Genomic DNA, 26,203 nt, shown 5'->3' on the forward strand with positions numbered 1-26,203 from the left:
TGTCACTCCTCTGTCTTTTCGTCATCCTTAGCGGCCCGCTGGTGGAGCAGGTCCAACAGTTCCTGCTTGACCTCCGCAACGGTTTTCCCGCTAATCTGGGTTGCGGCGTTGGCTAAGTGGCCACCGCCACCCATTTTTTCCATAATTACTTGAACGTTAAGGTCCCCCATCGACCGGGCCGAAACCCCGACCTTGCCATCAGCGCGCTTGGTAATCACAAACGACGCGTCAACGTTGGCAATCTGCAGGAGCATATCCGCCGCCTGGGCCGCCGTGACTGAATCATAGTAGCGGTCCTCTTCACCGGTACAGATGGCGGTCTGGTCGTTGATCTCCGCCCGGGCCAGCAGGTGGTTGCGCTGCATAAAGCTCTGCGAATCTTCCTTCATAAAGGACTGGATCAGCATCCCGTCAGCACCGGCCGACCGGAGATAGCTGGCCGCGTCAAAGGTCCGCGTCCCCGCGCTCTTGGTAAAGGACTTGGTATCGATCTGAATCCCCGTCAGCATGGTGGTCGCTTCGAGCTTGTTCAGCCCTTCGCCTTCCCGCGGCTGGTACTCAAACATTTCGGTAATTAGCTCACAGGTCGACGAGGCATACGGCTCAATGTAGACCAGCAGCGGATTTTCGGGGAACTCCTCGCCCCGCCGGTGGTGGTCAATGATGACCAGCCGGTTTTGCAGCTTTTCGTACAGGGCCGGCGAGATCGTAATGCTCTCCTTGGCGTGGTCAACCATCACCAGGAGGCTGTTGTCAGTCGCCTTTTCCAGGGCCGCGCTGGGGGTAATGATGTGGTCCTTGATGCTCTGGTAGTTATCAACTTCCCGCATCAGGCGCTGGATGTCGGAATGTTGGTGCTCGTCGTCAACGACGATCCAGCACTCCTTGCCGTTCATCTCCGCGATCCGACGAATCCCCAGGCAGGCCCCTAATGAATCCATGTCGGGCTTTTTGTGGCCCATAACAAAGAGCTGGTCCGCCTGGTCAATCAACTCCTTCAGGGCCTGGCTAATCATCCGAGCCCGCACCCGGGTCCGTTTCTCCATCGGGTTGGTCTTCCCACCGTAGAAGCGAGCCGGCTGGTCCTGGGCCCGGACAACGACCTGGTCGCCACCCCGGCCTAATGCCAGGTCAAGGTTATCCTGGGCGGTGTCCGCCAGCTTAATCAGGTTATTTTCCCCATAGGAAATCCCGACACTCAGGGTGACCGGGGAGTTTTGCTGGGAGGTATTCTCCCGAATAATATCCAGGATCTTGAACTTCTTTTGCTCTAACTCCTGGAGTGCGCTCTGGTGACCGATGATCAGATAGTTATCATCATCGATGACCTTCATCAATAACTGGTTTTCCTGGGCCCACTTGCTGATTTCCGACGTGACGTAGTTGTGCAGGTTTGAAACGTCAGAATCGTTCATCCCCTGGATCAGCTCGTCATAGTTATCCAGGTAGATGTTGCCGAGGAAGATCTGCTCCTGCTTAAACCGTTTGCTGATTTGTTCATACTTGGTGACGTCCATCAAGTAAATCACCTGGTGCTGCTTTTGCACCAGGAAGTCAAATTGCCGGTCCCGCCAGGTCACTACTTGAGGCTTCGTTTCATCCGCATGCTGCTGGACTAGCCGCGCTAATTCTTCATCAACTTCCGCCAGCGACTTGCCGACGACCCGCTTCAGAGGAAAATACCGGGCCATGTAGGGGTTGATCCACTCCACTTCCTGGTGCCGGTTGAGCATGATTAAACCCACCGGCATTTCCAAGAGGGCCTCTTGCTGCCCCTGCTTAATCTGGTAGACCAGGTGGTTTAGGTACTCGTTCGCGTCGATGACCAGCCGCCGCAGCTGTTTAACACTGGTGAAGCCGCCAATTAAGGCAATCACCAGCACGACAATGCCCACGACCCAGTTGAGAGTGAAGGCAAAGCACAGGCTCAGGATGGTCAATAATAACAAATAGCAGACGTTCCAGCGGACCGCTGGGTGTTTAAAATAAAACAGCCAGTTTTCACGACTGAAAAACTTGTGCATAATAATCCTCCCAAAAGGGAATCGTTTCTCCCAATTTTCTTGGATAAACCTATCATATCACATCCGGCGACAACAAGCCCTACCAAAGCGCTAATCAACCCGGCAGATTTCAACAAGGCAGCGCACTGCACGCGGGAGCGCTGAATTAATTCGACCGTTATTAGGCAAACAAAAAAGAGTGAAGCGTCGGCCATAGCGGCCCCGCTTCACTCTCCTTAATCACGAACTAGTCTTCAGCGACGAATGGCAAAAGACCCATAATCCGTGCACGCTTAATAGCGATAGTTAACTTACGTTGGTTCTTAGCACTGGTACCAGTGACCCGGCGTGGTAAAATCTTACCCCGTTCGGAAATGAACCGCCGTAATAAGTCAGTATCCTTGTAATCGATGTATTCGATGTGGTTAGCGGCGATGAAGTCGACCTTGCGACGACGACGACCGCCCCGACGTTGTTGTGCCATGAAATTACCCTCCTATCTTGGTAAAAATTTAGTTAGAATGGCAATTCATCATCCGACACGTCAATCTTTTGTTCGCCGTCATTATTGCTATTGCCGGCGGAGAACGGCGCGTCGTTATTAGCAGGGGTGTTGCCACCAAAGCCGTTGTTTGATGATGGATTCCCTTGAGGAGCATTGTTAGTCTGTGGCTGATTACCACCGAATTGCTGTTGGGACTGACCAGCAAACGGTTGATTGCTGCCATTGTTAAATGGTTGCTGCTGGCTGCCCTGGTTCATCCCGCCATTTTGCCGGGGTTCAAGCAATGCGAAGTTATCAACGACAACCTCAGTGACGTACACCCGGTTGCCCTGCTGGTTTTCGTAGTTCCGGGTTTGAATCCGGCCCTCAATGCCAACCAGGGAACCCTTGTGGGTAAAGTTGCTGAAGTTTTCCGCGGACTTACGCCAGATGACGCAGTTGACAAAGTCGGCGTCCCGGTCCCCATTCTGGTTCCGGAATTGCCGGTCAACGGCCAGGGTAAATGACACTACCGCTGTCCCGCTCGTCGTGTACCGCAACTCAGGATCTCTCGTTAAACGCCCAGTTAAGACTGCACGATTAATCATTGATCGTTCTCCTCTCTATTAAATTGACAATCTAATTAAGCATCAAGCTTAACGATCATGTGACGTAGGATATCGTCACTGAACTTTGAAAGACGGTCAAATTCGTTTAATGCTTCGTCAGTGTCAGTAGTCAAAGTAACTACGTGGTAAGTACCTTCAGTGTACTTGTCGATTGGGTAAGCAAAACGACGAGTCGACCAGTCCTTTGATTCAGCGATGTCTGCACCATTGTCCGTTAAAACCTTGTCGAACCGTTCTACCAGTTCGCTCTTTGCTGATTCTTCGATGTCAGGACGAATGATGTAAGTAATTTCATATTTACGTGTTTCCATGAATGTTACACCTCCTTATGGACTCTGGTTCTTCTTACCAGTGAAGAAGAACAAGGAGAGTAGACGTCTGTACGTATACTCACAGATATAAAATATAGCATAAAGCACGCTTTAAAACAAGGTACAGATAACGAGAAATCCTGCGGGTTGCGGCTACTTAATATATACGCACCCCACAGGATTTTGCACTTAACTATTCTGGATTTTCCGTGGATTGCTCCGCATTAGCTGGCTCAGCAGTGCTTGCTTCACCGGCGGCCGGGGCATCGTCCCCGTCGTCTTCCTTTTCGACCTTGGCCATCGTTGCGACCTTGGCCCCGTCATCCATCTTGATCAGGTGGACACCGACGGCAGAACGGCCGGTCTGCGAAACGCTCTCAATGCCAAAGCGGATAATCACACCTTGGTCGGTCACCAGCATGATGTCTTCATCCCCGGCAACGGTCGTCATTCCGACCAGCGGCCCGTTCTTCTTCGTCACGTTGACGGTTTTCACCCCAAGACCGCCCCGGCCCTTGATCGGGTACTCTGCGGCCGGCGTTTGCTTGCCAAAGCCGTTTTCGCTGATTACGAGGACGTTGTCGTCCTGGTGAAGAGGTGCCGCGCCGATTACGAAGTCGTGATCGCGCAGGCGGATTCCCCGTACCCCGGCCGCACCCCGGCCCATTGACCGGACAACTGCGGAGTTGAAGCTCAGGGCGTAGCCGTTGCGCGTCCCGATAATCATCGTCTGCTGGTCCTCAATCACGTCGACGTCCATCAGTTCGTCATCGTCGTGGAGGTTGATGGCCTTTAAACCGTTGCTCCGGATGTTCTTAAACTCCGGAACCGGCGTCCGCTTAACCGTCCCGTATTTGGTGGTAAAGAAGAGGAACTTGTCATCATCGTTAGTTTCATGTGAAACGTTAATCACCGCGCTGATCTTTTCCTGACTGTCGATGTTCAGGAGGTTAATAATCGGGATCCCCTGGGCCGACCGGCCGTATTCCGGCACCTCATAGCCCTTCATCGAGTAGACCTTCCCGGAGTTGGTGAAGAAGAGCAGCAGGTCGTGGGTCGAGCTGGAAATCAGCTGTTCGATGAAGTCGTCATTGTGAACGCCCATCCCCTTAACACCACGACCGCCCCGGTGCTGAGACTTAAACTCGTCGACCGGCAGCCGCTTAATGTAGCCGTTGTGGGTCAGCGTGACGATAATGTCCTGCTCTTCAATCAGGTCCTCGTCTTCAATGTTGGTGATGTCGCCGACCTGCAGCTCCGTCCGCCGCTTGTCGCCAAACTTCTTTTGGATTTCCATCAGCTCATCGTAAATGATCTGGTTAATCCGTTCCTTGTGGGCCAGGATGTCCTTGTAGTCGGCGATGGCTTCGGTCAGCTTCTGGTACTCAGCCTCGATCTTTTCCCGTTCCAGGCCGGTCAGCCGCACCAGCCGCATATCGAGGATGGCCTGGGCCTGCCGATCGGAAAGGCCGTAGTTGCCCATCAGCTCACCCTTGGCGACCTCACTCGTCTGGGACTGGCGGATGATGTTGATAATTTCATCAATGTGGTCAAGGGCGATCCGCAGCCCCTCGACGATGTGCAGGCGGCTCTGGGCCTTCTTCAGGTCAAATTCAGTCCGCCGCCGGACAACGTCTTCCTGGTGTTCCAGGTAGTATTGCAGGATCTGCTTGAGGCTTAAAATCTTCGGTGCCCCGTTGACAATCGCCAGCATGTTGAAATTGAAGGTCGTCTGCATCAGGGTCATCTTGTACAGGTTGTTCAGGATCACCTCGGCACTAGCGTCCCGGCGCACGTCAATTACGATCCGCATCCCGTCCCGGTCGGTTTCGTCGTTAACGTCGGTGATACCGTCAATCTCCTTATTCCGGGCCAGGTCGGCAATCCGGCTGATCAGGTTGGCCTTATTGACCATGTACGGGATTTCGTGAACGATAATCCGCTGCTTGCCGTTCTTTTGCTCTTCAATGTCAACCTTGGCCCGCACGATAATGCTGCCCCGGCCGGTTTCGTAGGCCTTGCGGATGCCCGCCTTACCCATTACGACCCCGCCGGTTGGAAAGTCCGGCCCCGGCAAGGCCTTCATCAATTCGGGGATCGTCACGTCCGGGTTGTTCATCAGCATGTGAATGGCGCTGATGACTTCTCCCAGGTTGTGGGTCGGAATGTTGGTTGCCATCCCGACCGCAATTCCCGACGCCCCGTTGACCAGTAGGTTCGGGAAGCGGGCCGGCAGCACGGCTGGTTCCTTTTCCGTCCCGTCGTAGTTCGGGGTGAAGTCAACGGTGTCCTTGTTGATGTCGCGCAGCATTTCCAAGGCGATTTTGCTCATCCGGGCTTCCGTATACCGCATGGCCGCGGCACTATCGCCGTCCACGGACCCGAAGTTACCGTGCCCGTCAACCAGCATGTAGCGGTAGCTGAAGTCTTGGGCCATCCGGACCAGCCCTTCATAAATCGAGGAATCACCATGGGGGTGGAACTTCCCCATGACGTCCCCGACAATCCGGGCCGACTTCTTGTAGGGCTTGTCAGGGGTAACCCCCAGCTCATTCATCCCGTACAAAATCCGCCGCTGGACGGGCTTCAACCCATCACGAACGTCCGGCAGCGCCCGGGAAACGATGACACTCATCGCGTAGTCCAGAAATGAGTTTTTCATCTGGCTCGTCAGCTTGACGTCCGTAATCCGATTTGACATATCTTCTGCCAATGTCGTTCCTCCTTTTTCCGCTCAGCCCCGACTACAAGTCAAGGTTCTCAACAAACTTGGCGTTTTGCTCGATAAAGTCCCGCCGCGGACCAACCTTGGTGCCCATCAGCATTGGGAAAATTTCGTTGGCCTGCTCGGCATCGTCCAGCTGTACCCGGAGCAGGTGCCGGTTTTCCGGATCCATCGTGGTCTCCCACAGCTGTTCGGCGTCCATTTCACCAAGCCCCTTGTACCGTTGGATTACTGGCTTAGGGCTCGGCTGCAGCGAGCTGACCACCTGTTCCAGCTCCTCGTCAGACTCGATGTAGCGGACGAACTTGCCTTGCCGGACTTGGTAGAGCGGCGGCTGGGCAATGTAGACGTAGCCATGGGTAATCATTGGCCGCATGAAGCGGTAAATCAAGGTCAAAAGCAGGGTCCGAATGTGGGCCCCGTCGACATCGGCATCGGTCATGATAATCAGCTTGTGGTAGTTGGCCTTTTCAATGTCAAAGTCCTCACCAAAGCCGGTCCCCAAGGCGGTGAAGAGGGAGCGAATTTCCTCGTTGGCCAGCACCCGGTCCAGGGTGGCCTTTTCAACGTTTAAGATCTTTCCCCGAATCGGCAGGATCGCCTGGGTCAGCCGGGACCGCCCCTGCTTAGCGGACCCCCCAGCGGAGTCACCCTCGACGATGAACAATTCGGAAATGCTCGGGTCCTTGCTGGTATTGTCGGCCAGTTTGCCGGGCAGGTTGGAAATTTCCAGCCCGCTCTTCTTCCGGGTTACTTCCCGGGCCCGCTTGGCTGCTACCCGGGCCTTAGAGGCCAGCTGTCCCTTTTCGATAATCTGCCGGGCTTCTTCGGGGTGCTCCATCAGGAAGCGGTTGAAGGTCGCCGCAAAGACGTGGTCCGTGGCCGTCCGGGCATCAGAATTGCCCAGCTTGGTCTTGGTCTGGCCCTCAAACTGCGGGTCGGGGTGCTTGATCGAAACGACCGCCGTCATCCCTTCCCGCACGTCATCCCCGGACAGGGTTTCGTTGCTCTTCAGGATGTTGGCCTTATGGCCGTAGTCGTTAATCACCCGGGTCAGGGCCATCTTAAAGCCGGTCTCGTGGGTCCCACCTTCGTAGGTGTGGATGTTGTTGGTAAAGGTCAGCAGTTCGCTGCGGTAAGAGTCGGTGTACTGGAGCGACACTTCCACGGTGATGCCGTTTTCCTTCCCTTCCACGTAAATCGGCGGCTCAAACAGGGTCGTCTTGTCTTCGTTCAGGTAGTCAACGTAATGGCGAATCCCGCCTTCATAGTGGAAGTCCTGGCGCTGTGAATCCTCATCACGCTTATCCTCAATGGTAATCTTGAGGCCCTTGTTCAAGAAGGCTAGTTCTCGCAGCCGGTTCGTCAGGGTCTTGATGTTGTAAACCGTCGTTTCGCGGAAGATCGCTGGGTCCGGCTTGAAGTGAACGGTCGTACCGTGGACGTCTTCCGGCAGGTGGTCGTTGATGACCTTCATCGCCGTCTTGACGTGGCCGTGGTCGAAGTCCATGTAGTATTCTTTCCCCTGGCGCGCAACCTTTACGTCCAGCTCAGTCGAAAGGGCATTGACCACTGAGGCCCCGACCCCGTGCAGACCACCGGAGACCTTGTAGCCGCCACCGCCGAACTTTCCCCCGGCATGGAGGATCGTGAAGACCGTTTCAAGCGCCGGCTTGCCGGTTTGCCCTTGAATATCAACCGGGATTCCCCGACCGTTATCACGGACGGTAATACTGTTATCCGGATTCACCTCGACGTTAATCTCAGTACAAAAGCCCGCTAGTGCTTCGTCAATCCCGTTGTCGACGATTTCCCAGACCAGGTGATGCAATCCCTGGGCCGAAGTGGAACCGATGTACATCCCGGGCCGCTTCCGGACAGCGTCGAGTCCCTTTAACACCTGAATTTGACTAGCGTCGTATTCACTAGCAAGCTGCGCCTTGGTTTCCTTTTGTTCGTCGCTCACTATTCTTCCTCCTTAATCAAAGTGCCATTCTTAATGTTAAAAATCGTGGGTTCATTAATCAGCTGCCGGGCAACGTCGCTTAGACTGGTCGTCGTCAAAAAAGTCTGGACCTTGTCTTGAATTGCCGTCAGCAGGTGCGTCTGCCGAACCGTGTCGAGTTCTGAGAGAACGTCATCAAGGAGGAGCAGCGGGTACTCCCCCGTCTGTTCCTTCATCAGGTCGATCTCGGCCAGCTTTACCGCCAGGGCGGTCGTCCGCTGCTGCCCTTGCGAGCCAAACGACTGAACGTTTTTGCCATTGACCAGGAAACGAATGTCGTCACGCTGGGGGCCAAACATCGTGCTCCCCTGGTCAATTTCGCGCCCCTTGTTTTCTTTAAAGATCGTCAGCAGCTGCTGGTAGGCATCGTCTACCGTTGTCTCCGCCGTGACCTTGAGCTGGGTAGCGTACACCAAGCGCAGCTTTTCCGCGTTCAGAGAGATCTGGTAGTGCAGGTCGGCCGCCCACTTCTCCAGCTGCTGGAGGAAGTGAAAGCGCGCCACCACCAGCTCGGCCCCATAGGCCGCCAGCTGGTCTGACAGGACGTCGAGCAGGACCTGGTCATGCTGCTGCCCATACTTGAGCTGCTTTAGGTACTTATTGCGTTGCCGGAGCAGGGAACGGTACTGGCTGGCGTTGTAAAGGTACTTGCTGCTCATCTGGCTAAATTCCATGTCCATAAAACGGCGCCGGACTGCTGGTGCCCCCTTAACCAGGGACAAGTCCTCCGGCGCAAACAAAATCGCGTTCAGCTGGCCAATGTACTGGGCAAGCCGGGCCTGCTCCAGGTGGTTGACCTTAGCCCGCTTGCCTTCCTTGGTAAACTGCAGCTCCAGCGGGACCTTCCCGCTGGTCTTTTGGACAACCCCGCTGATCGAGGCGGACTTTTCCCGCCAGTTAATCAGCTCCCGGTCATTCGTGGTCCGGTGACTCCGGGTCAGCGAAAGGGCGTAGATTGCTTCCAGCATATTGGTCTTTCCCTGCGCGTTATGACCAATTAAAACGTTCACTCCGGGAGCAAAGTGAACGGTCTGGTCTTCGTAATTACGAAAGTGATGTAAATGTAGCTCCGACAGAATCATTAATGATCACTACTTGCTTTCGATAGTTAACTGGCTGTGGTCCGGTAGTGTAACCAGGTCGCCTGGATACAATTTCCGCCCCCGGCGATCATCCGCTTCATCGTTGACCAAAACAGTATTTTCCTTGAGGTACCACTTCGCTGCCCCGCCGGTTGGAATGATGGCCTCTTCTTTTAACAATTGACCGAGGGTAATGAATGGCCGGTCAATCGTAATCTTTTTCGTTTCCACTGATAATTCACCTACTTTACTCCGTCTATTATATCACAATCACAAGCTATTTTCCCTTATTAGGCCATCTCAGCCGTTTTCTTCTTTGGGAGCCATTTTTATCAAAAACGGGGTAAAGTGGCTCAATTTGCCAATAAATTCCTTTTATTAGGATTAAACAAGTAAAAAACGGCCCTAACCACATTTCGTGGCCAGGGCCGTCGACAATATTTCACGAATTAGAATGTCCGCACCGGCGTAATCAGGTGGACAAAGTTTTCCGTATCTTCCGTCGGCACCAGGGTAAACGGCCGCAGCGCGGAGGTAAAGGAAATCCGGATCGTGCTTTGCCCAAAGGAACGCAGGGCGTCCTTCATATAGTTCGGGTTAAAGGAGATCTCCAGATCCTGACCCTCGAGTGCGGTGGTCGCAACCTCTTCTTCCACGGTCCCAATGTCGGGAGAATCACTGCTGATCTTGACCCGCTGGTTAGCCGGTTGAATCGTCAGCTTAACAACGTCATTCCGGCTTTCGTGAGACAGCAGGGAGGCCCGGTCAATTGAGGACAGGAAGGTCCCCGCTTCGACCTCGACCGTGGTATCGGAAGTGGTTGGAATCAGCTGGCTGGTTTCCGGATAATTCCCCTCCAGCAGCCGGGAGTAGAAATGGGTGTTGCCAAAGATAAAGAGCACCTGGTTTTCACTCACCTGCACCTTAACGTCCTCGCTATCGTCGCTCATCATTCCCGAAAGCTCATCTAAACTCTTTCCCGGAATGATAATGTCAAAGCTGATGCTGTTATCAACATTTTCCAAGGCCACTTTCCGTTGTGCCAGTCGGTGACTGTCAGTTGCGACCGCCGTCAGCAGCCCGTCCTTGAGCGTAAAGTGAACCCCGGCGAGGATGGGCCGGCTTTCCTGCTTCGACACGGCAATGACCGTCTGGCGGATGACTTCTTTGAGGACATCCGTTGCCAGCGTAATCGTGTTATCCGATTCAATCTCCGGCAGGTGGGGGAAGTTGCTGGCGTCCTGGCCGTTGATTTGGAACTTCGCGGTTCCAGAAGTGATTTCCGCTTGAAAGCCGTTTGTAACTTCAATGGTTACTTGCTTGTCCGGTAGCTTCTTGACGATTTCGCTAAAGAAGCGAGCTGGTAACACAATGGCCCCTGCTTCCTTGACGGTTAAGCCGTAGTCTTCATTGTTTGCGTCAATGACACTTTCAATTGTAATGTCGGAGTTACTCCCGGTAAGGACAATGCGGTCAGTGTCAACTACCATCTTTAGTCCCGTCAAGATTGGAATCGTCGTCTTAGATGAGATAGCCCGAAGCACGTTGTTTAGCTGACTGATAAACGCAGTTCGATTGATTGTGAAATTCATAGGATGATACTCCTTTGCTGATTTATATATAAAGATCTTTTATAGTTTTAAAATAGTAGTAGTAATAGGCCCTGTTAAAACTGTGGATAAGTCCTTAAAGGTAATCATACCATACCATTTTGCTTGTGGATAACTTGTTGATGATTCTGGGGACAAACGACGGACTTTTCCACAGCTAGGCGTTGAGCTGGTCCTTGAGCTTGTGAATGTCCTTTTGCAATTGCGAATCATCTTTAATCGAGGCTTCGATTTTGTCGATTGCGTGAAGGACTGTCGTGTGGTCCTTGCCGCCAAACTCCTTGCCGATTTTCGGCAGGGAGAAGTCGGTTAGTTCCCGGGTGAGGTACATGGCAATCTGGCGGGGCATGACAATTTGCTTAACCCGCTTTTTACCAATAATATCGGCCTGCGTGATGTTATAGAACGAGGCGACCTGCTTTTGAATGTCTTCAACCGTGATCTGCCGTTTGGCGGAGTGGCGAAAATCTTTCAGTGCCCGTGAAGCAAGGTGGGGCGTGATGATCTCGTTATTGAGGTCCGCATAGACTTGAACCTTGGTCAAGGCACCCTCCAGTTCCCGGACGTTGGTGTCGATTTGACCGGCGATGTAGTTGAGGGTGTCATTGCCGATATCGATATGGTCCTCTTCCACCTTGCTGCGCAGGATGGCGATCCGGGTTTCCAGGTCTGGCGGCGTAATCTCAACCGGCATTCCCCACATGAAGCGTGATACCAGGCGGTCTTGCAGTTCTGGAATCTCCCTTGGCATTCGGTCACTGGTCAGGACAATCTGTTTTTGCTGGTCATAGAGGGTGTTAAAGGTGTTGAAGAACTCAATCTGGGTCCCCTCTTTATCTGCCAAAAATTGAATATCATCGATTAAGAGCAGGTCAAGGTTCCGGTATTCTTCCCGAAACTGTTCGGTCGTCCGCTTCTGGATTGAGTTGATGAAATCATTAGTAAACTCTTCACTCGTGACGTACTTGACCCGGGCGTTTTGGTTAATTTTTAACATATAATTCCCGATGGCTTCCATCAGGTGGGTCTTGCCCAACCCCACGCCCCCGTAGATGAAGAGGGGGTTCATGTAGCCCGGACGCTCAGCAGCGTTGAGTGCCGCGGCGTTGGCAATTTTATTCCCGTCCCCGACGACGAAGGTTTCAAAATTATAGTAGGGATTTAAAGGGATGTTGGAAGTGGGGGTCGCAGTTGCTTGGGGTTTTGGTGATTTTTGTTCTCCCGTTAAAACGTAAAGCGGCTCAACAGCACGGCCCAGTTCACGCTGGACGTACTCCTTGAGCTTTTCCGTCAGGTTTTTATTCCAGAAATCGCGATGCATGGGCGTCGGTAGTTCAATTTCCAGACGTGTTTGCGAGAGAGAAATCGGTTTTGCCGGAGCAATAAAATTGTCAAAGGTCACCTGGCCGGTGTATTGACGAAAAGAATTTTGGATCGCTTCCCACAGAGAATCGAGCTCAGTCAAAATAATTCCTCCTAATATTTAATTCCAACCGATATTCTATCATTCTCGATATTAGTTTTCCACAGGGGAGTGGACAAGCGAAAAAAATTTACACAACTCTGTGTGTAATTTAACAGCTGCGGTGTGGATTCAGGGGAAAACACCGATTAAAATAAGGCTATTAACAGGTGACTGTGGATAACTGAATGTTGATAAAACGGGGAATAGCAGACTTTTGCACAGGATAACCCCAGGCTGTGGATAACTTTAATAACAGGGTGTGAATTTGGGGATGGCGTAGAAAAAAGCCTGTGCATAAGCTGGGCTGCTGGGGATGATTTACACAACATTGTGGATTAATTTGCACATTCTGTGGATAACTAAAAAATTTAAATCTTTTTTTGGCGTTTAATAATCAGCAAAAGTATGTTATACTTCCAAAGTATGTTTGAAGAAAGAATAGAAACAAACCGATCTATCAACTAGGAGGTGCAAACGCATGAAGCGCACGTTTCAACCAAAGAAGCGTCACCGTGCACGTGTCCATGGCTTCCGTAAGCGCATGAGCACCAGCAATGGCCGTAAGGTATTAGCACGTCGGCGTCAAAAGGGCAGAAAAGTATTATCTGCATAACCACGGCCACTTTTACAGTGGCTTTTTTTATTGCATAGGGCGGGCAAACAATTCAGCGAACAACGATCGTTGGCGTTGTTGTTTGCCGGGCCTTTTTTCATATCTAACGTAGTAAGGCTGGAGATTAGACATCATGAGAAAGTCATACCGAGTAAAAAAGGAAAGTGAATTTCAGCGGGTTTTTGAAACCCATAATTCTGTTGCCAACCATAAATTCATTATTTATCAGATGGCAAAGCCGGGTCAGAAGCATTTTCGGGTTGGGATCTCGGTCGGGAAAAAAATCGGGAATGCTGTCCACCGGAATTGGGTGAAGCGGCGGATTCGCCAAAGCCTGTTAGAAGTTAAGCCGCAGCTGCGGTCGGATGTTGACTTTTTAGTGATTGCTCGTCCGGCAGCAGACGGCCTCGAGATGGCAGAAGTAAAGAAGAACTTGGTCCACGCACTCAAGCGGGCCAACTTATTTAAGGAAAAAAGTGAGGAAGAATAGCGTGAAAAAGAAGAAAAAAGCCCTGAGCTTAGCGGCGATTGCCAGTTTGACGATGCTGCTGGCTGCTTGCTCCAATCAGCCCGTGACGAGTCACAGTACCGGTTTCTGGGACCACTACATCGTTTATAACTTCTCGCAGTTTATTATTTGGCTCTCCAACCACACCGGGGGCTACGGGATGGGGATCATTATCTTTACGATCATCATCCGGGTATTGCTCTTGCCATTGGCCTTTTACCAAACGAAGTCGATGGTCCGGATGCAGGAAGTGGCGCCGCAGCTAAAGGCAATTCAAAAGAAGTATTCATCACGGGACCGGGACTCGATGATGAAGATGCAGGAGGAGACCCAGAAGCTCTATAAGGAAGCGGGGGTCCACCCGATGGCTTCGATGCTGCCAATGATCGTCCAGCTGCCAATCATGTGGGCGCTGTACCAGGCAATTTGGCGGACGCCGGAACTGCGGCACGGGACTTTCCTGTGGCTGCAGCTGGGGCATACCGACCCCTACTACGTCTTGCCGGTTCTTGCGGCGGTCTTCACCTTCGTTAGTTCTTGGCTATCAATGGCCTCAATGCCAGAGAAGAATAGTATGACAACGATGATGACCTGGTTTATGCCGATCATGATCTTCTTTATGGCCCTCGGCTTCTCCTCAGCAATCACGCTGTACTGGGTGGTTTCAAACGCCTTCCAAGTTGTTCAAACTTTACTGTTGCAGAATCCGTTTAAGATTCGGCGCGAACGGGAAGAAAAGCAGCGGGTTGCCAAAGCCCGGAAACGGAAGATTGAAAAGGCCAAGCGGCGGGCTTACCAAAGCCGGCGGAAGTAAACCGCGGCCGTGGCTGAGTTAATTTAAATAAGTATTTAAACTACCACCTTGGTGATTGGACCGGGTGGTATTTTTTTATTTAATGAACATTGGCGGCCCCTTGTCAAATAATGGCGAACACGCTATTGTATTAAAATAAAATTAGGATTTTCTAATTATTTGCAGGGAGGAAGAGAAAATGTTCAGCCGAATTGGTCAGACAATCTACGAAAATGAGGCCGTCGCTAAAACCTCGGATTTTACGGTCGGACTGGAGATTGAAATGCAGCGAATTGACGGGAGTGGGCGGTTAAGCCAGGAGCCCTACCCGGCGGGGATTGGTGATGAGCGGACCAACCCCTGGATTACCAATGATTTTTTGGAAACCATGTCGGAAACGGTGACCCCGTCGGCCAACCATTCCCTGGACGCCATGCACTATTTGTACCGACTAAACAACTGTTTACGGTCCGCGCTGGCGCCGGGGGAAATGCTGTGGCCGTTATCGATGCCGCCCCGGCTCCCCAAGGATAAGAAAAAGCTGGTTCTGGCCAAGATGGGTCCCAAAAAGGAAGCTTACCTGCAGGAATGGGCGAAGCGGCATGGCTATTCCCAGGGGACGCCCTGTGGTGCCCACATTAGTTTAAGCATTGACCAGCACGTGATCGATTTGGTATTAGCCAAATTCAGCGACCAGTTTGAAGACGAACGGGCGGTCCGCAACCACCTGTATACGGTTGTGGCTCAGGGCTTTGTCCGCTATCGCTGGCTGCTTACCTACCTGTTCGGAGCCAGCCCGGTAGCGGAAGCCGGCTATTTTGACCAGGGAGCCGAACTGGCGCGCCCCGTGCGCAGTATCCGGCAGAGCCGCTACGGGTTCGGGACGAAGTTTACCGGTGATTACCGCAGTTTACCGGCATACATTAACCGCATTGAGGAGGGGGTCAAGCAGGGAATCTTAACCTCCGATTATGAGTTCCACGGCCCCGTCCGCTTTAAAGGAAATCCGGACCTGAAGAAACTGGCGAATAATGGAATTGAGTACCTAGAACTGCGGATGCTCGACCTCGATCCCAGCAGCGCGGTGGGGATACGGACGGGGACGGTTCGCTTTATCCGGCTCTTGGCAAGCTACTTCATCATGCACCCGGCAATGCGAGAGGGTGAAGTCCAATCGCTTTTGACCCGGGCCGATGACATGAATCAGGTGATTGCCGAAGAAGCCCCGACGGCCCCGAGCCGGTACCAGACGACCGCCCTTGCGGTAATCCGCCACTTGGCCCACTACGCCAACCAGATTCAGCTTGGCCCCGAATATCTTGAAGTCCTCGACGACCTTGAGGAACGGATTGTGAACCCCTCGAATACGCCAAGTGCCCGGCTGCTGGCTTACGTAAAGGATGGTTCGCTAACCGAATATGCCCTCCGGCGGGCGCGCCACTACCAGCAAGCTGCCTTAGAGACGCTCCACCCCTTCCGCGGCTTTGAAGATGGCCGGATTTACACGGCGGATGAACTACGGGCGGCCCTGGCCTGGTAAAATAAATATTTAGGAAGTAAAAAACCACCCCCAATCGGCTGGAAAGCTGATTGGGGGTGGTTGTCTTTTAGGCAAACCGGCAGCCGCGTTGGGTAGCGTCTATTTACTGACGGGCCGCGGCGCGCTGGAGGAGGTCGGCAAAGAGGTTTTGGGATGCCTGATCGTGCTTAAACATATTTTCGGGGTGCCACTGGACGGCAAGGATCTGGTCGGAGTTGACGGATTCAACCGCTTCTGGGACCTGGTCATCTGCACTGGCGGTAACCTGCAGACCGGGGGCAATCTGGTGGAGGGTCTGGTGGTGGCGCGAGTTAACGTAGGCGCGGCTCCCGGTCAGCTTGAACAGGCGGCTCCCCGGCACCGCGTTAATGTGGTGGGAGGGCAGGTTGCCGGGTGCGTCTTGCGAGTGCTTTAAGGTTTGCCGGGAATCCTCCGAGAGGTCCTGGTAGACCGAACCGCCGAGGGCGATGTTAATCAGCTGCATTCCCCGACAAATACCCATGATTGCCTTGTTGGCGGCCACCGCTTCTTTAAGCAGCGCGACTTCAAACCGGTCCCGTTTTAAGTAGGTGGGTCCCAGTTTTAAGTGGGGCTCCTCGTTGAAGAAGGTTGGGTCAACGTCGGTTCCGCCGGCAAAGATTACCCCGTCGAAAAGGTCCAAGTAATTGGCCGCCAGCTCTGGGGCGACGCTGGGAAAGATTACTGGAATACCGCCGGATTTAACAACGGCCTCAATGAGCGGCCGGGGTGCAAAGGCAGCGTTACGTTCGTTAATGATATTGGTTGCCTCGGTTAAGGTATCAGCGGGGATAGCGATTCGGGGTTGCATAAAAGTCCTCCTTGTTCTAATTAAATTTTAATCAATATTATAAATTAAAATCCCGTTTGTGCAAAGGAGAAATATTGCCGCGGCCCTGACTAGGCATCCCGGCGAAAAGGGTGGTATTCTTAATACAATAATGTCAAATTCAGGAGGAACCATCATGGTAGTCTATACGGGCAAAACAGTAAAGGATGCGGTTCAGCAGGCCAGCCGTTCCCTGCACCGGCCAGAGGCAGCGCTCAAGGTTGAAATACTAGAACAGCCCCGCCGCGGCTTCTTAGGTATTGGCCGCCGGCCGGCAAAGATTGAGGCAACGATTAAACCGCCGAAAGCCGTCCCGGCCCCGCAACCGGCGGAAAGCGCCCCAGCTGCTCAGCCAACGGCAGCTCCGGTTCAGCAACCAGCTGCCATGGTTGTTCACCCCCACCACCCGCTTGAGAACGGGGATGAGCAGGATCCGGCGGTGGTCAAGGCGCGTCACGAAGCCAACGTCCGCCACACCCGCAACGCCGGGCAGCAGTTAACGGCCTACCTGAAAAAGGTGTTTGCGGACTTGGGAATCGAAACTGAGCCCCAGCTCAGCCAAGTCGGGGCTCATGCAATCACGGTCAACATCAAGACGGCCAGTTCCGGTCGGGTAATTGGCCGCCATGGCTCACGGATCAACGCACTGGAACAGATCAGTGCGGCCTTTATGAACTACCATGGTGCCCCGAAGACGAGCGTGGTCTTGGATACGTCGAATTACCGGCAGCGGCGCCGCGAAGCACTCCACCAAATTGCAGAGCGGGCGGCAACGGAAGTGGTTGCGAGTGGCAAGGCCGTTTTCTTAGACCCGATGCCGGCCCGGGAACGCAAGCAGCTGCATAAGGAACTGGAAAACGATGACCATGTCCGGACCTATTCGCACGGCCGGGAGCCTTACCGTAGCGTGGTCATTGCACCGAAAAATTAGTTATTGATTGACAATTGACGGTGAAGACCGTAGAATATGGGCGATTATAAAAATTGAGTTGTTAAAGTAGTGAAAGTGCTTTGACCATGTTAGCGGAATTCGCGGCGTGGACTGGCACTTTTTTTAGTGAAAGGAGCAGAAGACAGTGGCGAATAGTGAAAATGACACCATTGCGGCGATCTCGACCCCGGTTGGCGAGGGGGGCATTTCAATTATTCGAATTAGTGGTCCTGACGCGGTAGCGGTGGCCAAGCAGCTGTACCGGGGCAGTAAGGACCTTGCCCGGGTGGCCAGCCATACGATCAACTACGGTCACATCGTCGATCCCGAAACGGGGACCGAGGTGGATGAAGTGATGGTTTCCGTAATGCGGGCGCCGCATACCTACACCTGCGAAGACGTGATTGAAATCAACTGCCACGGTGGCCTGCTGGCGACGAACCGAATTTTACAACTGGTCCTGAGCTACGGGGCCCGGATGGCCGAACCGGGGGAATTTACCAAGCGGGCCTTCTTAAACGGCCGGATTGACCTCTCCCAGTCGGAAGCGGTGATGGACCTGATCCGGGCCAAAACCGACAAGTCGATGAAGGTGGCCTTAAACCAGCTGGACGGGGACCTCTCCCGGCTGATTCGCCGCTTGCGGAAAGATATTCTGGACGTCCTAGCCCAGGTCGAGGTTAATATTGACTACCCAGAATACGACGCGGTGGAGGAAATGACCACTAAGATGTTAAAGGAAAAGGCCGTTGACATTCGGCAGCGGATTCAGGCACTCCTGAAGACCGCCAAACAAGGGAAGGTGCTCCGGGAAGGGCTCGCGACGGCAATTATTGGCCGGCCGAACGTCGGCAAGTCCAGCTTGCTGAATACCCTGCTGCATGAGGATAAGGCGATTGTGACCGACGTTGCCGGGACCACCCGGGACGTAATCGAGGAGTACGTCAACGTTGACGGGGTGCCGCTCAAGCTGATTGATACCGCCGGAATTCGGGACACCGATGACACGGTCGAAAAAATCGGGGTTGAGCGGAGCAAGAAGGCTCTCGACGCCGCCGACTTGATCCTCCTGCTGATTGACAGCTCCGCGCCGCTGACGGCGGAGGACCGGGAGCTTTTGACCGTGACCCAGGGGAAACAGCGGATCGTCATTCTCAATAAGACCGACCTGCCGCGCCAAGTTGACCTGGCGGAACTAAAGCAGCTGACGGCGGGCGACACGGTAATTGAAACCTCCATCGTGAATCACGAGGGGATGGACCAGCTCGGTCAGCGGATTAGCAAGATGTTCTTTAATGAGGGCATCGAAAGCAGTCAGAGTAACGTGATGGTCACCAACGCCCGCCACATCGGCCTTCTTCACCAGGCGAACGCCGCCCTAAACGATGTCTTGAAGGGGATCGACGACGGGATGCCGGTGGACCTGGTGCAGATTGATATGACCCGGTGCTGGGACCTCTTGGGTGAAATCACCGGTGACTCGTACCAGGACGAGCTGCTTGACCAGTTGTTTAGCCAATTCTGTCTAGGAAAGTAGGGAAGATTGTGAAGTCGAGTGAATCATTAAAAACCAGCACTGCCGTCCAGTATGAGGGGGGCGACTATGACGTAATCGTGGTCGGGGCCGGCCATGCCGGGAGCGAGGCCGCTCTGGCCGCGGCTCGGATGGGCAATAAGACCCTGCTGGTAACCATCAATCTGGACATGGTGGCCTTTATGCCATGCAACCCGTCCGTCGGTGGTCCGGCCAAGGGAATCGTCGTCCGGGAGATTGACGCCCTCGGTGGCGAAATGGGTCACAACATTGATAAGACCTATGTGCAAATGCGGATGCTGAACACCGGGAAGGGCCCTGCCATCCGAGCATTGCGGGCTCAGGCCGACAAGCACGCCTACCACCGGCAGATGAAGCTGACCATCGAAAACGAACCCAATTTGACCCTGCGCCAGGGGACCGTCGACCAGCTGATTGTCGAAGATGGTGTCTGCCAGGGAGTCATCACCAATACCGGGGCCCGTTATCACGCCAAGGCGGTGGTTTTAACCGTGGGGACCGCGGCCCGGGGCAAGATCATCATTGGTGAGTTGCAGTACCAGTCTGGACCAAATAACTCCAAGTCGGCGGTCAAGCTCTCCGAGAACCTGGAAGAACTCGGCTTTGACCTGGAGCGGTTTAAGACCGGGACCCCGCCCCGGGTGAACGGGAACACGATTAAGTTTGCTGAAACTGAGAAACAGCCGGGGGATGAAGACCCCCACCACTTCAGCTTTGACACGCCGGACAGCAGCTACATTGCCGTCACCGACCAGCTGGCCTGCTGGCTGACCTACACCAATGAAGGGACCCACGGCATTATCCGGGCGAACCTGGACCGGGCGCCGATGTTTTCCGGGGTTATCAAGGGGGTTGGGCCCCGCTACTGCCCGTCAATTGAGGATAAGATTGTCCGCTTTGCTGATAAGTCCCGCCACCAGGTCTTTCTGGAACCCGAGGGCCGCGATACGGACGAGTACTACCTCGACGGGATTTCGACCTCAATGCCGGAAGAAGTCCAGCAAAAGATTGTCCATTCGATCAAGGGACTGGAAGCGGCAGAGCTGATGCGGCCGGGTTACGCGATCGAGTACGACGTCGTAGCCCCTTACCAGCTCCACCCCACCCTGGAAACTAAGCTGGTCAAGAACCTGTATACCGCGGGGCAGACGAACGGAACGTCCGGCTATGAAGAGGCGGCCGGCCAGGGCCTGGTTGCCGGAATTAATGCCGGCCTGCGCGCTCAGGGCAAGGGACCCTTTGTTTTAGGCCGCTCCGATGCCTACATTGGGGTGATGATTGATGACCTGGTTACCAAGGGGACCAAGGAACCCTACCGTTTGCTGACCAGCCGGGCCGAATACCGACTGATCCTCCGCCACGACAATGCTGACTTCCGCCTGATGGAAAAGGGTCACGCGGTCGGGCTGGTTTCTGCTGAGCGGCTGGCCAAGATGGAAGCCAAGAAAGCCGCGGTGGCTGCGGAGATCAAACGGCTCCAGTCAATCAAGTTCAAGCCAAGTGACGAAGCCGTTAACGACTTCATTGAAGAGCACGGTGATAACCGCTTGAAGGACGCCATTTCCGCGGCGGACCTGATCAAGCGGCCGTACGTGGACTACCAAACATTGACTAGGTTTATCCCGGCCCCGGCCACTGAACTGGACCGGCACGTGATTGAGCAGGTTGAAATCCAGCTCAAGTATGCCGGCTACATTAAGAAGGAAGAACAGAAGGTCGACCGGATGAAGCGGATGGAGGCCAAGCGGATTCCCGATAACATCGACTACAATGACATTGACGGGCTAGCAACCGAGGGCCGGCAGAAGCTGGAAAAGATCCGGCCGGAAACGCTGGCCCAGGCCTCCCGAATTTCTGGAGTGAACCCGGCCGACCTGGCAATTTTGAGTGTTTATATTCGACAAGGGAAATTTTCCAAGAAGGATCATGAGTAATATTTCCCGGGAAATAGATTAAGTTGCGACGGCTGGTGCAGTAGTTAATGCTCACCGCTGCTTTTAGCGCCACGGGGGAAAAGCAAAGGATTGCTTAAGCTCGGGTAAAATTACCGTATTAAAGAAACGAGTATGTTATAATTTAGTTTCGAGTTTTATTACGGTTAAAAATCTAGGGAAAGAAGAGGAACATTGCAATGTGTGGAATTGTTGCGTTCGTTGATAACGAGAAACCACAATTAAAGGACACCTTAATCAAGAAGATGAAGGACCGGATCATCCACCGGGGCCCAGACGCCGAAGGGCAGTACGTGGATGACGACGTGGCCCTTGGTTTCCGCCGGCTCAGCTTTGTGGACGTCAAGTCCGGGAACCAGCCGATCTTTAACGAGGACCAGTCCAAGATCATTGAGTTCAACGGCGAAATTTACAACTTTGAAGAACTACGCGGCGAGCTAATCGAAAAGGGCCACACCTTTACGACCCACGCTGATACGGAAGTCATCCTGCACGGTTACGAAGAGTGGGGGAAGGACGTCCTGCAAAAGCTGCGGGGAATGTTTGCCTTCATTATTTGGGACACCAAGACCAAGGAAATGTTCGGTGCCCGGGACCACTTTGGAATTAAGCCCCTCTACTACGCCCAGATGAACGGCACCTTCTTTGTCGGCTCTGAAATCAAGGCCTTCCTGGACCACCCTAATTTTGAGATGACACTGAACAAACGGGCCCTCAAGTCCTACATGACCTTCCAATACAACGTCACCCAGGAAACCTTCTTTAAGGGCGTTTTCCGCTTGCCGGAAGCGCACTACTTCACTTACCGGGACGGCCAATTTGACATGGAACAGTACTGGGACGAAGACTTTGATCCGGCTGATGAGAGTTTTGACCAGGCCGTTGATAATATCGATGCCGTGGTCAAAAATTCCGTTAAGGCCCACACCTTCGCGGATAAGGGCATCAAGGTCGGCTCCTTCCTGTCTGCCGGGGTGGACTCCAGTCTGGTAACCGCCCTGATGCGGCCGAACAACACCTTCTCAATCGGTTTCGACAGCGGCTACGACGAAACCAAGCAGGCCCGGGAGCTGGCGGCCAAGCTGGACTTGAAGAACACCGACAAGCTGCTGACCGATGAGGAAGCCTTCAAGACCTTCCCGCTGATCCAGTACTACCTGGACGAACCGGACTCCAACCCGTCCGTGGTGCCGCTCTACTTCTTAAACAAGCTGGCAAAGGATAACGGCTACAAGGCCCTGCTCTCTGGCGAGGGGGCCGATGAATTGTTTGCCGGCTACACGGCCTATGGTTTCAACACCAAGGTCAAATTTATCCGCTGGGTCACGGAGCAGCTCAAAAAGCTGCCGAAGGACCAGCGCTACAAATTAGGGAAGTGGCTGGAAGGCAAGCACTTCCACGGTTCTGAACACCTTTATCGCAACCTGGCCCCGGCCCGGGATACCTTCATCGGGCAGGCCTACATCTTTAGCCCGGCGGAGGCGAACGAATACCTGAAGCCGGAATACCAAGATGGACCTTCCATCACCGACTTGCTCAAGCCGCTCTACGACAAGTGTGACGAAAAGAAGCCGGAGATGAATGAGGTGGCCAAGAAGCAGTACGTAGACCTGCACCGCTTTATGCCCGGCGACATCTGCTTAAAAGCCGATAAGATGAGCATGGCCAACTCCGTGGAAATTCGGGTGCCGCTCCTCGATAAGGAAGTTATGAAGGTTGCGGAAACCACGCCGACGAAGTACCTCTTTAACGACAAGGGGACCAAGTGGGCCTTCCGGATGGCGGCCAACCGGCACCTGCCGGAAGAATGGGCTACCCGGCCGAAGCTCGGCTTCCCAACGCCAGTGCGGGAATGGCTCCGGGAGAAGAAGTTCTACGAAGAGGTCCGGAAGCTGTTTGCGGAGGACTTTGTCAAAGAGTTCTTCGACCAGGACAAGCTCTTGCAGCTGGCTGACGATAACTTTGCTGGCAAGGTCGATGGCCGGCGGAAGATTTGGACGGTCTACACCTTCCTGGTCTGGTACAAGCTCTACTTCATCGACCACTTCAAGCTGGACGAACAAGACATTGATAAAGCTGCGGCGACTGCCGAGGCGTAATCGACTGAGAGGAATGTGGCGGGGAAGTCACCTTCCTCTTTTTATTTTATTAATTCACTTTTGCTATAAAAAATGAAATAATAGAGTTTTAAGAGAGAAAATTTAAGAGGGGTCAATAACAGATGGAATTGCATGTTACGCCTGCACTAACGTTATTGCGCGAGCACCATTTACTGGATCATACGAACAAGCTAACTGATTTTACCGCGACGAGTGTTGCCTACGATTCACGAAAAGTTACCGCGGGGACATTGTTCTTTTGTAAGGGGAACTTTTTGCCTAAGTACCTGACGATGGCCCGGGAGCAAGGCGCCGTGGCCTACGTTGCGGAGCAGGAATACCCGGAGGGCGGGGACCTGCCGGCAATTATCGTCAAGGACGAGCAAGAGGCGATGGCCCTGCTCGGGGCGGCCTTTTACGGCTTCCCCCAGGATGAGCTGACAATCATCGCGATTACCGGGACGAAGGGGAAGACGACCACCGCCTACATGGCTGACCACATTTTGGGCCGGGCGACCGACCAGCACGTGGCCCTCTTTTCAACCCTCGACCGGGTCCTCGGCAATCGGCCGGCTGACCGCTTTAAGTCAGACTTGACCACCCCCGAATCGCTCGACCTTTTTCACGATATGCGGGCGGCCGTTGATAACGGAATGACCCACCTGGTGATGGAGGTGTCCTCCCAGGCGTACAAGAAGCACCGGACCTATGGCCTGCACTTCGATATTGGAATTTTTCTGAATATTAGTCCCGACCACATCGGCCGTAATGAGCACCCGACCTTCGCCGACTACCTGCACTGTAAGGAACAGCTGCTGGTCAACTCGGGAATCTGCCTGATTAACGCCGAAACGGCCCATCTGACGGATGTCTACTACACCGCGAAGGCGACGACCCAGCCAGAAAATATCTACTTGTTTGCCCGCCATGGTGCGGCGGTCCAGCTTCCGGACGGAGCAGCCATTGACTTTGAGTACCGCAACGACTTGGAGGACCTCCACGAAAGCGAGTTTGAACTCGCCGCCTGCAGCCCGAAAGCCCAGCAACTGGGCATCCAGGGCCGCTACAAGACCAGCGTTCCCGGCGATTACAATGAGGGTAACGCGGTGGCAGCGGTGATTTCAACGGCCCTTGCTGGGGCAACGGCGGCAGATGCGGTTGCCACCCTGGACCACGTTCACATCAAAGGTCGGATGGAGATGCAGAAGACCCGCCAGCACGGGACGATTTACATTGATTACGCCCATAACTATGCCAGCCTAAAACGGCTCCTGGCCTTTTTGAAGCGGCAGACGGCGGCTGGTAAGGTGACCGTCGTTTTAGGGGCGACCGGCGACAAGGGAATTTCCCGGCGCCAGGGCTTTGGCAAGGCCCTGTCAGAGGAACATCCGGACCAGATTATCCTTACGACCGACGACCCCGGATTTGAGGACCCGATGAAAATTGCCCGGGAAATAAATTCCCACATCGACCATGACCAGGTCGGGGCGGTCCAGTACATCATGGACCGGCCAACGGCGATTAAGGCGGCAATTGACAGTAGCAGCAATGGTGATATTGTGGTGTTAGCTGGCAAGGGCGAGGACCCTTACCAAAAGATCAACGGCGTCGACACGCCGTACGCGACTGACAGTAAGATTGCGGCAGACTATATCGATGAAATTGAAGATTAAGTGAGGCGGAAGTATGAAAGCATTTCGGGAAACGATGAGTTGGATTGTGCCAATCGTCATTGGGCTGTTAATTGCGCTGCTAATTAAGCAGTTCGTCTTTCAAATTGTCCGGGTCGATGGGCCGTCCATGGAACCCAACCTGGTGAATAATGAACGGGTCTTTTGCCTAAAGACCGCTAAAATTCATCATGGCAGCGTCGTGGTATTTGATGCCAACGGGGTGGACCCGCAGGTGGCGCAAAAGACGGATTACGTCAAGCGGGTGATTGGAATGCCGGGTGACAAGGTGCAGTCCAAGAACGGGAACATCTACGTTAACGGCAAGAAGATTAACCAAGACTACATCAGCATGGACCAGCGGAAAGCTGGGACCGGCGACTGGACGCTTAAGAGTATTTCTGTTCAGAACAGCTGGCTCAAGCATAACGGGGCGACGACGGTTCCCAAGGGCGAATACTTCGTCCTCGGCGACCACCGGAGCGTTTCCAACGATGGCCGCTACTGGGGCTTCGTGCCGAAGAGCAAGATTGATGGGGTCGTAAAGGTACCGTCATGGTCCGGGACCAAGACAACCCGGCAAAACGTCAATAAAGAGTGGCAGCACTTTTATGCAAACTGAGTAAGTTAACAGCTGGAAGGTGAATCAGACAATGATTCACCTTCCAGCTGTTTAGTTTTAAATAGCACTTAATTTGGCGAAGCAGCTGATAGCAGAATCGTTCTTTACAAGGAATTTAGCTATCAAGTAATTTTAAATCGTTCGCTTGGTGTGAAATGAGTTATTATTTAGGGGTAGGGGTATGAAATTTTACCTTATCAATTAGGCTCTTCGTCAAGAAGTACTGATGAAAAAATTGAATAAGTTTTGTTAAGCAGCTCGTGCCTGAACTTTGGCACGGGCTGTTTGCTTGTTCTTCCAGTTAATGGCGATATAAGTGTTAGGAAGCGTAAGCAATATCCGGATTCTAAAATTGGCAAAGTTTCGGAATCCATAGGCAACCCGCTTGATGGCCTTGATCTTATTGTTAGTGCCCTCAACGGGACCGTTAGTATAAGCCTCGTACTTAAAACTGTGCAGAATCTCTTCTTTGTGCCGGCGCAATGTCCGCTGTACCTTTTGCAGGGGTTGCGGAAGCACCGTTAGCTTGGTAGTCAGCAGTTGGTCCAGTCGACTACGACTTCGTTGACTAACTGCTAAGACAAGGTCTTGGTAGTAGCGGTAAGCCTGTGTAAGATCTTCATCAAAATTGAGCAAGCGATGAATGACTTCGACATCAGTCAATTGGGCATAGCCGAAGTTGGCCCGCCGCCAGTAGTTATCGTATTTTAGTTCACTCGCTGGGGTTAGGATGAGCTTCCAGAAGTGTTTCAGTGCCCG

The 26,203-nt window shown here is 53.4% G+C and carries 22 protein-coding genes; 10 read left to right on the forward strand and 12 right to left on the reverse strand.

The features are described from left to right. Positions 1 to 2 precede the first annotated feature (2 nt). The 10 genes from HMPREF0494_RS04350 to dnaA form a co-directional block, all read right to left on the reverse strand. Positions 3 to 2,024 (reverse strand): DHH family phosphoesterase, encoded by a 2,022-nt coding sequence (locus tag HMPREF0494_RS04350; protein WP_007123723.1) that lies wholly within the window; start codon positions 2,022 to 2,024, stop codon positions 3 to 5. 226 nt (positions 2,025 to 2,250) lie between these two features. Next, the gene (rpsR, locus tag HMPREF0494_RS04355) at positions 2,251 to 2,487 is read right to left on the reverse strand and encodes a 30S ribosomal protein S18 (protein WP_003665240.1); all 237 of its coding nucleotides are present in this window, start codon (positions 2,485 to 2,487) and stop codon (positions 2,251 to 2,253) included. 32 nt (positions 2,488 to 2,519) lie between these two features. After that, on the reverse strand, positions 2,520 to 3,095 hold the full coding sequence (ssb, locus tag HMPREF0494_RS04360; RefSeq protein ID WP_007123724.1) for a single-stranded DNA-binding protein: 576 nt from the start codon (positions 3,093 to 3,095) through the stop codon (positions 2,520 to 2,522). A gap of 35 nt (positions 3,096 to 3,130) precedes the next feature. Further along, positions 3,131 to 3,427: a 30S ribosomal protein S6 gene (gene rpsF, locus HMPREF0494_RS04365; RefSeq protein WP_007123725.1), complete on the reverse strand. Its 297-nt coding sequence runs from the start codon at positions 3,425 to 3,427 to the stop codon at positions 3,131 to 3,133. Positions 3,428 to 3,620: 193 nt separating this feature from the next. Further along, positions 3,621 to 6,128 carry a DNA gyrase subunit A gene (gyrA, locus tag HMPREF0494_RS04370; RefSeq protein ID WP_007123726.1) on the reverse strand — a complete coding sequence of 836 codons (2,508 nt, stop codon included), beginning with the start codon at positions 6,126 to 6,128 and terminating at the stop codon, positions 3,621 to 3,623. A 43-nt stretch (positions 6,129 to 6,171) separates the two neighbouring features. Next, positions 6,172 to 8,118: a DNA topoisomerase (ATP-hydrolyzing) subunit B gene (gene gyrB / locus HMPREF0494_RS04375; protein WP_007123727.1), complete on the reverse strand. Its 1,947-nt coding sequence runs from the start codon at positions 8,116 to 8,118 to the stop codon at positions 6,172 to 6,174. Then, entirely contained in the window at positions 8,118 to 9,239 is a 1,122-nt protein-coding gene (gene recF / locus HMPREF0494_RS04380) for a DNA replication/repair protein RecF (protein WP_007123728.1), read from the reverse strand. Before recF ends, gyrB begins: the two co-directional genes overlap by 1 nt. A gap of 9 nt (positions 9,240 to 9,248) precedes the next feature. Then, positions 9,249 to 9,470: a S4 domain-containing protein YaaA gene (gene yaaA / locus HMPREF0494_RS04385; RefSeq protein WP_007123729.1), complete on the reverse strand. Its 222-nt coding sequence runs from the start codon at positions 9,468 to 9,470 to the stop codon at positions 9,249 to 9,251. A 218-nt stretch (positions 9,471 to 9,688) separates the two neighbouring features. Continuing rightward, entirely contained in the window at positions 9,689 to 10,831 is a 1,143-nt protein-coding gene (dnaN, locus tag HMPREF0494_RS04390; RefSeq protein ID WP_007123730.1) for a DNA polymerase III subunit beta, read from the reverse strand. Between the two features lie 175 nt (positions 10,832 to 11,006). Next, positions 11,007 to 12,314, reverse strand: coding sequence for a chromosomal replication initiator protein DnaA (gene dnaA / locus HMPREF0494_RS04395; protein WP_007123731.1), 1,308 nt, complete (start codon positions 12,312 to 12,314; stop codon positions 11,007 to 11,009). Positions 12,315 to 12,792: 478 nt separating this feature from the next. On the opposite strand from dnaA, the gene rpmH reads away from it, so the two are divergent. From rpmH to HMPREF0494_RS04410, 4 genes are all read left to right on the forward strand, one after another. Then, complete coding sequence (gene rpmH, locus HMPREF0494_RS10960; RefSeq protein WP_003665227.1) at positions 12,793 to 12,927, forward strand: 50S ribosomal protein L34; 135 nt, start codon at positions 12,793 to 12,795, stop codon at positions 12,925 to 12,927. Between the two features lie 133 nt (positions 12,928 to 13,060). Continuing rightward, complete coding sequence (gene rnpA / locus HMPREF0494_RS04400) at positions 13,061 to 13,417, forward strand: ribonuclease P protein component (protein ID WP_007123732.1); 357 nt, start codon at positions 13,061 to 13,063, stop codon at positions 13,415 to 13,417. Between the two features lie 52 nt (positions 13,418 to 13,469). Further along, on the forward strand, positions 13,470 to 14,249 hold the full coding sequence (locus HMPREF0494_RS04405) for a YidC/Oxa1 family membrane protein insertase (RefSeq protein WP_050759651.1): 780 nt from the start codon (positions 13,470 to 13,472) through the stop codon (positions 14,247 to 14,249). A 178-nt stretch (positions 14,250 to 14,427) separates the two neighbouring features. Continuing rightward, on the forward strand, positions 14,428 to 15,768 hold the full coding sequence (locus tag HMPREF0494_RS04410; RefSeq protein ID WP_007123734.1) for a glutamate--cysteine ligase: 1,341 nt from the start codon (positions 14,428 to 14,430) through the stop codon (positions 15,766 to 15,768). A gap of 103 nt (positions 15,769 to 15,871) precedes the next feature. On the opposite strand, the gene HMPREF0494_RS04415 is transcribed toward HMPREF0494_RS04410, so the two are convergent. Further along, positions 15,872 to 16,597 (reverse strand): gamma-glutamyl-gamma-aminobutyrate hydrolase family protein, encoded by a 726-nt coding sequence (locus HMPREF0494_RS04415; RefSeq protein ID WP_007123735.1) that lies wholly within the window; start codon positions 16,595 to 16,597, stop codon positions 15,872 to 15,874. 154 nt (positions 16,598 to 16,751) lie between these two features. Between HMPREF0494_RS04415 and jag the strand changes: the two genes are divergently transcribed. The 6 genes from jag to lepB all read left to right on the forward strand — a co-directional run bounded on the left by jag (position 16,752) and on the right by lepB (position 25,444). Continuing rightward, on the forward strand, positions 16,752 to 17,546 hold the full coding sequence (gene jag, locus HMPREF0494_RS04420) for an RNA-binding cell elongation regulator Jag/EloR (RefSeq protein ID WP_040458792.1): 795 nt from the start codon (positions 16,752 to 16,754) through the stop codon (positions 17,544 to 17,546). A gap of 145 nt (positions 17,547 to 17,691) precedes the next feature. Next, a complete protein-coding gene (mnmE, locus tag HMPREF0494_RS04425; protein WP_007123737.1) occupies positions 17,692 to 19,083 on the forward strand; it encodes a tRNA uridine-5-carboxymethylaminomethyl(34) synthesis GTPase MnmE in 1,392 nt (463 codons plus the stop codon). A gap of 8 nt (positions 19,084 to 19,091) precedes the next feature. Next, on the forward strand, positions 19,092 to 21,035 hold the full coding sequence (gene mnmG, locus HMPREF0494_RS04430) for a tRNA uridine-5-carboxymethylaminomethyl(34) synthesis enzyme MnmG (RefSeq protein ID WP_007123738.1): 1,944 nt from the start codon (positions 19,092 to 19,094) through the stop codon (positions 21,033 to 21,035). Positions 21,036 to 21,232: 197 nt separating this feature from the next. Then, positions 21,233 to 23,152 carry an asparagine synthase (glutamine-hydrolyzing) gene (gene asnB, locus HMPREF0494_RS04435; protein ID WP_007123739.1) on the forward strand — a complete coding sequence of 640 codons (1,920 nt, stop codon included), beginning with the start codon at positions 21,233 to 21,235 and terminating at the stop codon, positions 23,150 to 23,152. A 122-nt stretch (positions 23,153 to 23,274) separates the two neighbouring features. Beyond that, positions 23,275 to 24,825: a UDP-N-acetylmuramoyl-L-alanyl-D-glutamate--2,6-diaminopimelate ligase gene (locus tag HMPREF0494_RS04440; RefSeq protein ID WP_007123740.1), complete on the forward strand. Its 1,551-nt coding sequence runs from the start codon at positions 23,275 to 23,277 to the stop codon at positions 24,823 to 24,825. Between the two features lie 13 nt (positions 24,826 to 24,838). Next, the gene (gene lepB / locus HMPREF0494_RS04445; protein WP_007123741.1) at positions 24,839 to 25,444 is read left to right on the forward strand and encodes a signal peptidase I; all 606 of its coding nucleotides are present in this window, start codon (positions 24,839 to 24,841) and stop codon (positions 25,442 to 25,444) included. A 249-nt stretch (positions 25,445 to 25,693) separates the two neighbouring features. Here the strand turns inward: lepB and HMPREF0494_RS04450 are convergent. After that, the coding region (locus HMPREF0494_RS04450; protein ID WP_007123742.1) for an ISL3 family transposase at positions 25,694 to 26,203 on the reverse strand (510 nt) is incomplete at its 5' end.

The sequence above is a fragment of the Limosilactobacillus antri DSM 16041 genome (assembly GCF_000160835.1).
In the GTDB taxonomy this organism is placed as follows: domain Bacteria; phylum Bacillota; class Bacilli; order Lactobacillales; family Lactobacillaceae; genus Limosilactobacillus; species Limosilactobacillus antri.

What these genes read in the sequence shown, in the direction of transcription:
- jag (WP_040458792.1), top strand. Translation starts at nt 16,752, where the DNA reads ATGGTAGTCTATACGGGCAAAACAGTAAAGGATGCGGTTCAGCAGGCC.
- rpmH (WP_003665227.1), top strand. Translation starts at nt 12,793, where the DNA reads ATGAAGCGCACGTTTCAACCAAAGAAGCGTCACCGTGCACGTGTCCAT.
- HMPREF0494_RS04405 (WP_050759651.1), top strand. Translation starts at nt 13,470, where the DNA reads ATGCTGCTGGCTGCTTGCTCCAATCAGCCCGTGACGAGTCACAGTACC.
- ssb (WP_007123724.1), bottom strand. Translation starts at nt 3,095, where the DNA reads ATGATTAATCGTGCAGTCTTAACTGGGCGTTTAACGAGAGATCCTGAG.
- lepB (WP_007123741.1), top strand. Translation starts at nt 24,839, where the DNA reads ATGAAAGCATTTCGGGAAACGATGAGTTGGATTGTGCCAATCGTCATT.
- rpsR (WP_003665240.1), bottom strand. Translation starts at nt 2,487, where the DNA reads ATGGCACAACAACGTCGGGGCGGTCGTCGTCGTCGCAAGGTCGACTTC.
- rpsF (WP_007123725.1), bottom strand. Translation starts at nt 3,427, where the DNA reads ATGGAAACACGTAAATATGAAATTACTTACATCATTCGTCCTGACATC.
- HMPREF0494_RS04350 (WP_007123723.1), bottom strand. Translation starts at nt 2,024, where the DNA reads ATGCACAAGTTTTTCAGTCGTGAAAACTGGCTGTTTTATTTTAAACAC.
- asnB (WP_007123739.1), top strand. Translation starts at nt 21,233, where the DNA reads ATGTGTGGAATTGTTGCGTTCGTTGATAACGAGAAACCACAATTAAAG.
- rnpA (WP_007123732.1), top strand. Translation starts at nt 13,061, where the DNA reads ATGAGAAAGTCATACCGAGTAAAAAAGGAAAGTGAATTTCAGCGGGTT.
- dnaN (WP_007123730.1), bottom strand. Translation starts at nt 10,831, where the DNA reads ATGAATTTCACAATCAATCGAACTGCGTTTATCAGTCAGCTAAACAAC.
- HMPREF0494_RS04415 (WP_007123735.1), bottom strand. Translation starts at nt 16,597, where the DNA reads ATGCAACCCCGAATCGCTATCCCCGCTGATACCTTAACCGAGGCAACC.
- HMPREF0494_RS04410 (WP_007123734.1), top strand. Translation starts at nt 14,428, where the DNA reads ATGTTCAGCCGAATTGGTCAGACAATCTACGAAAATGAGGCCGTCGCT.
- HMPREF0494_RS04440 (WP_007123740.1), top strand. Translation starts at nt 23,275, where the DNA reads ATGGAATTGCATGTTACGCCTGCACTAACGTTATTGCGCGAGCACCAT.
- recF (WP_007123728.1), bottom strand. Translation starts at nt 9,239, where the DNA reads ATGATTCTGTCGGAGCTACATTTACATCACTTTCGTAATTACGAAGAC.
- gyrA (WP_007123726.1), bottom strand. Translation starts at nt 6,128, where the DNA reads ATGTCAAATCGGATTACGGACGTCAAGCTGACGAGCCAGATGAAAAAC.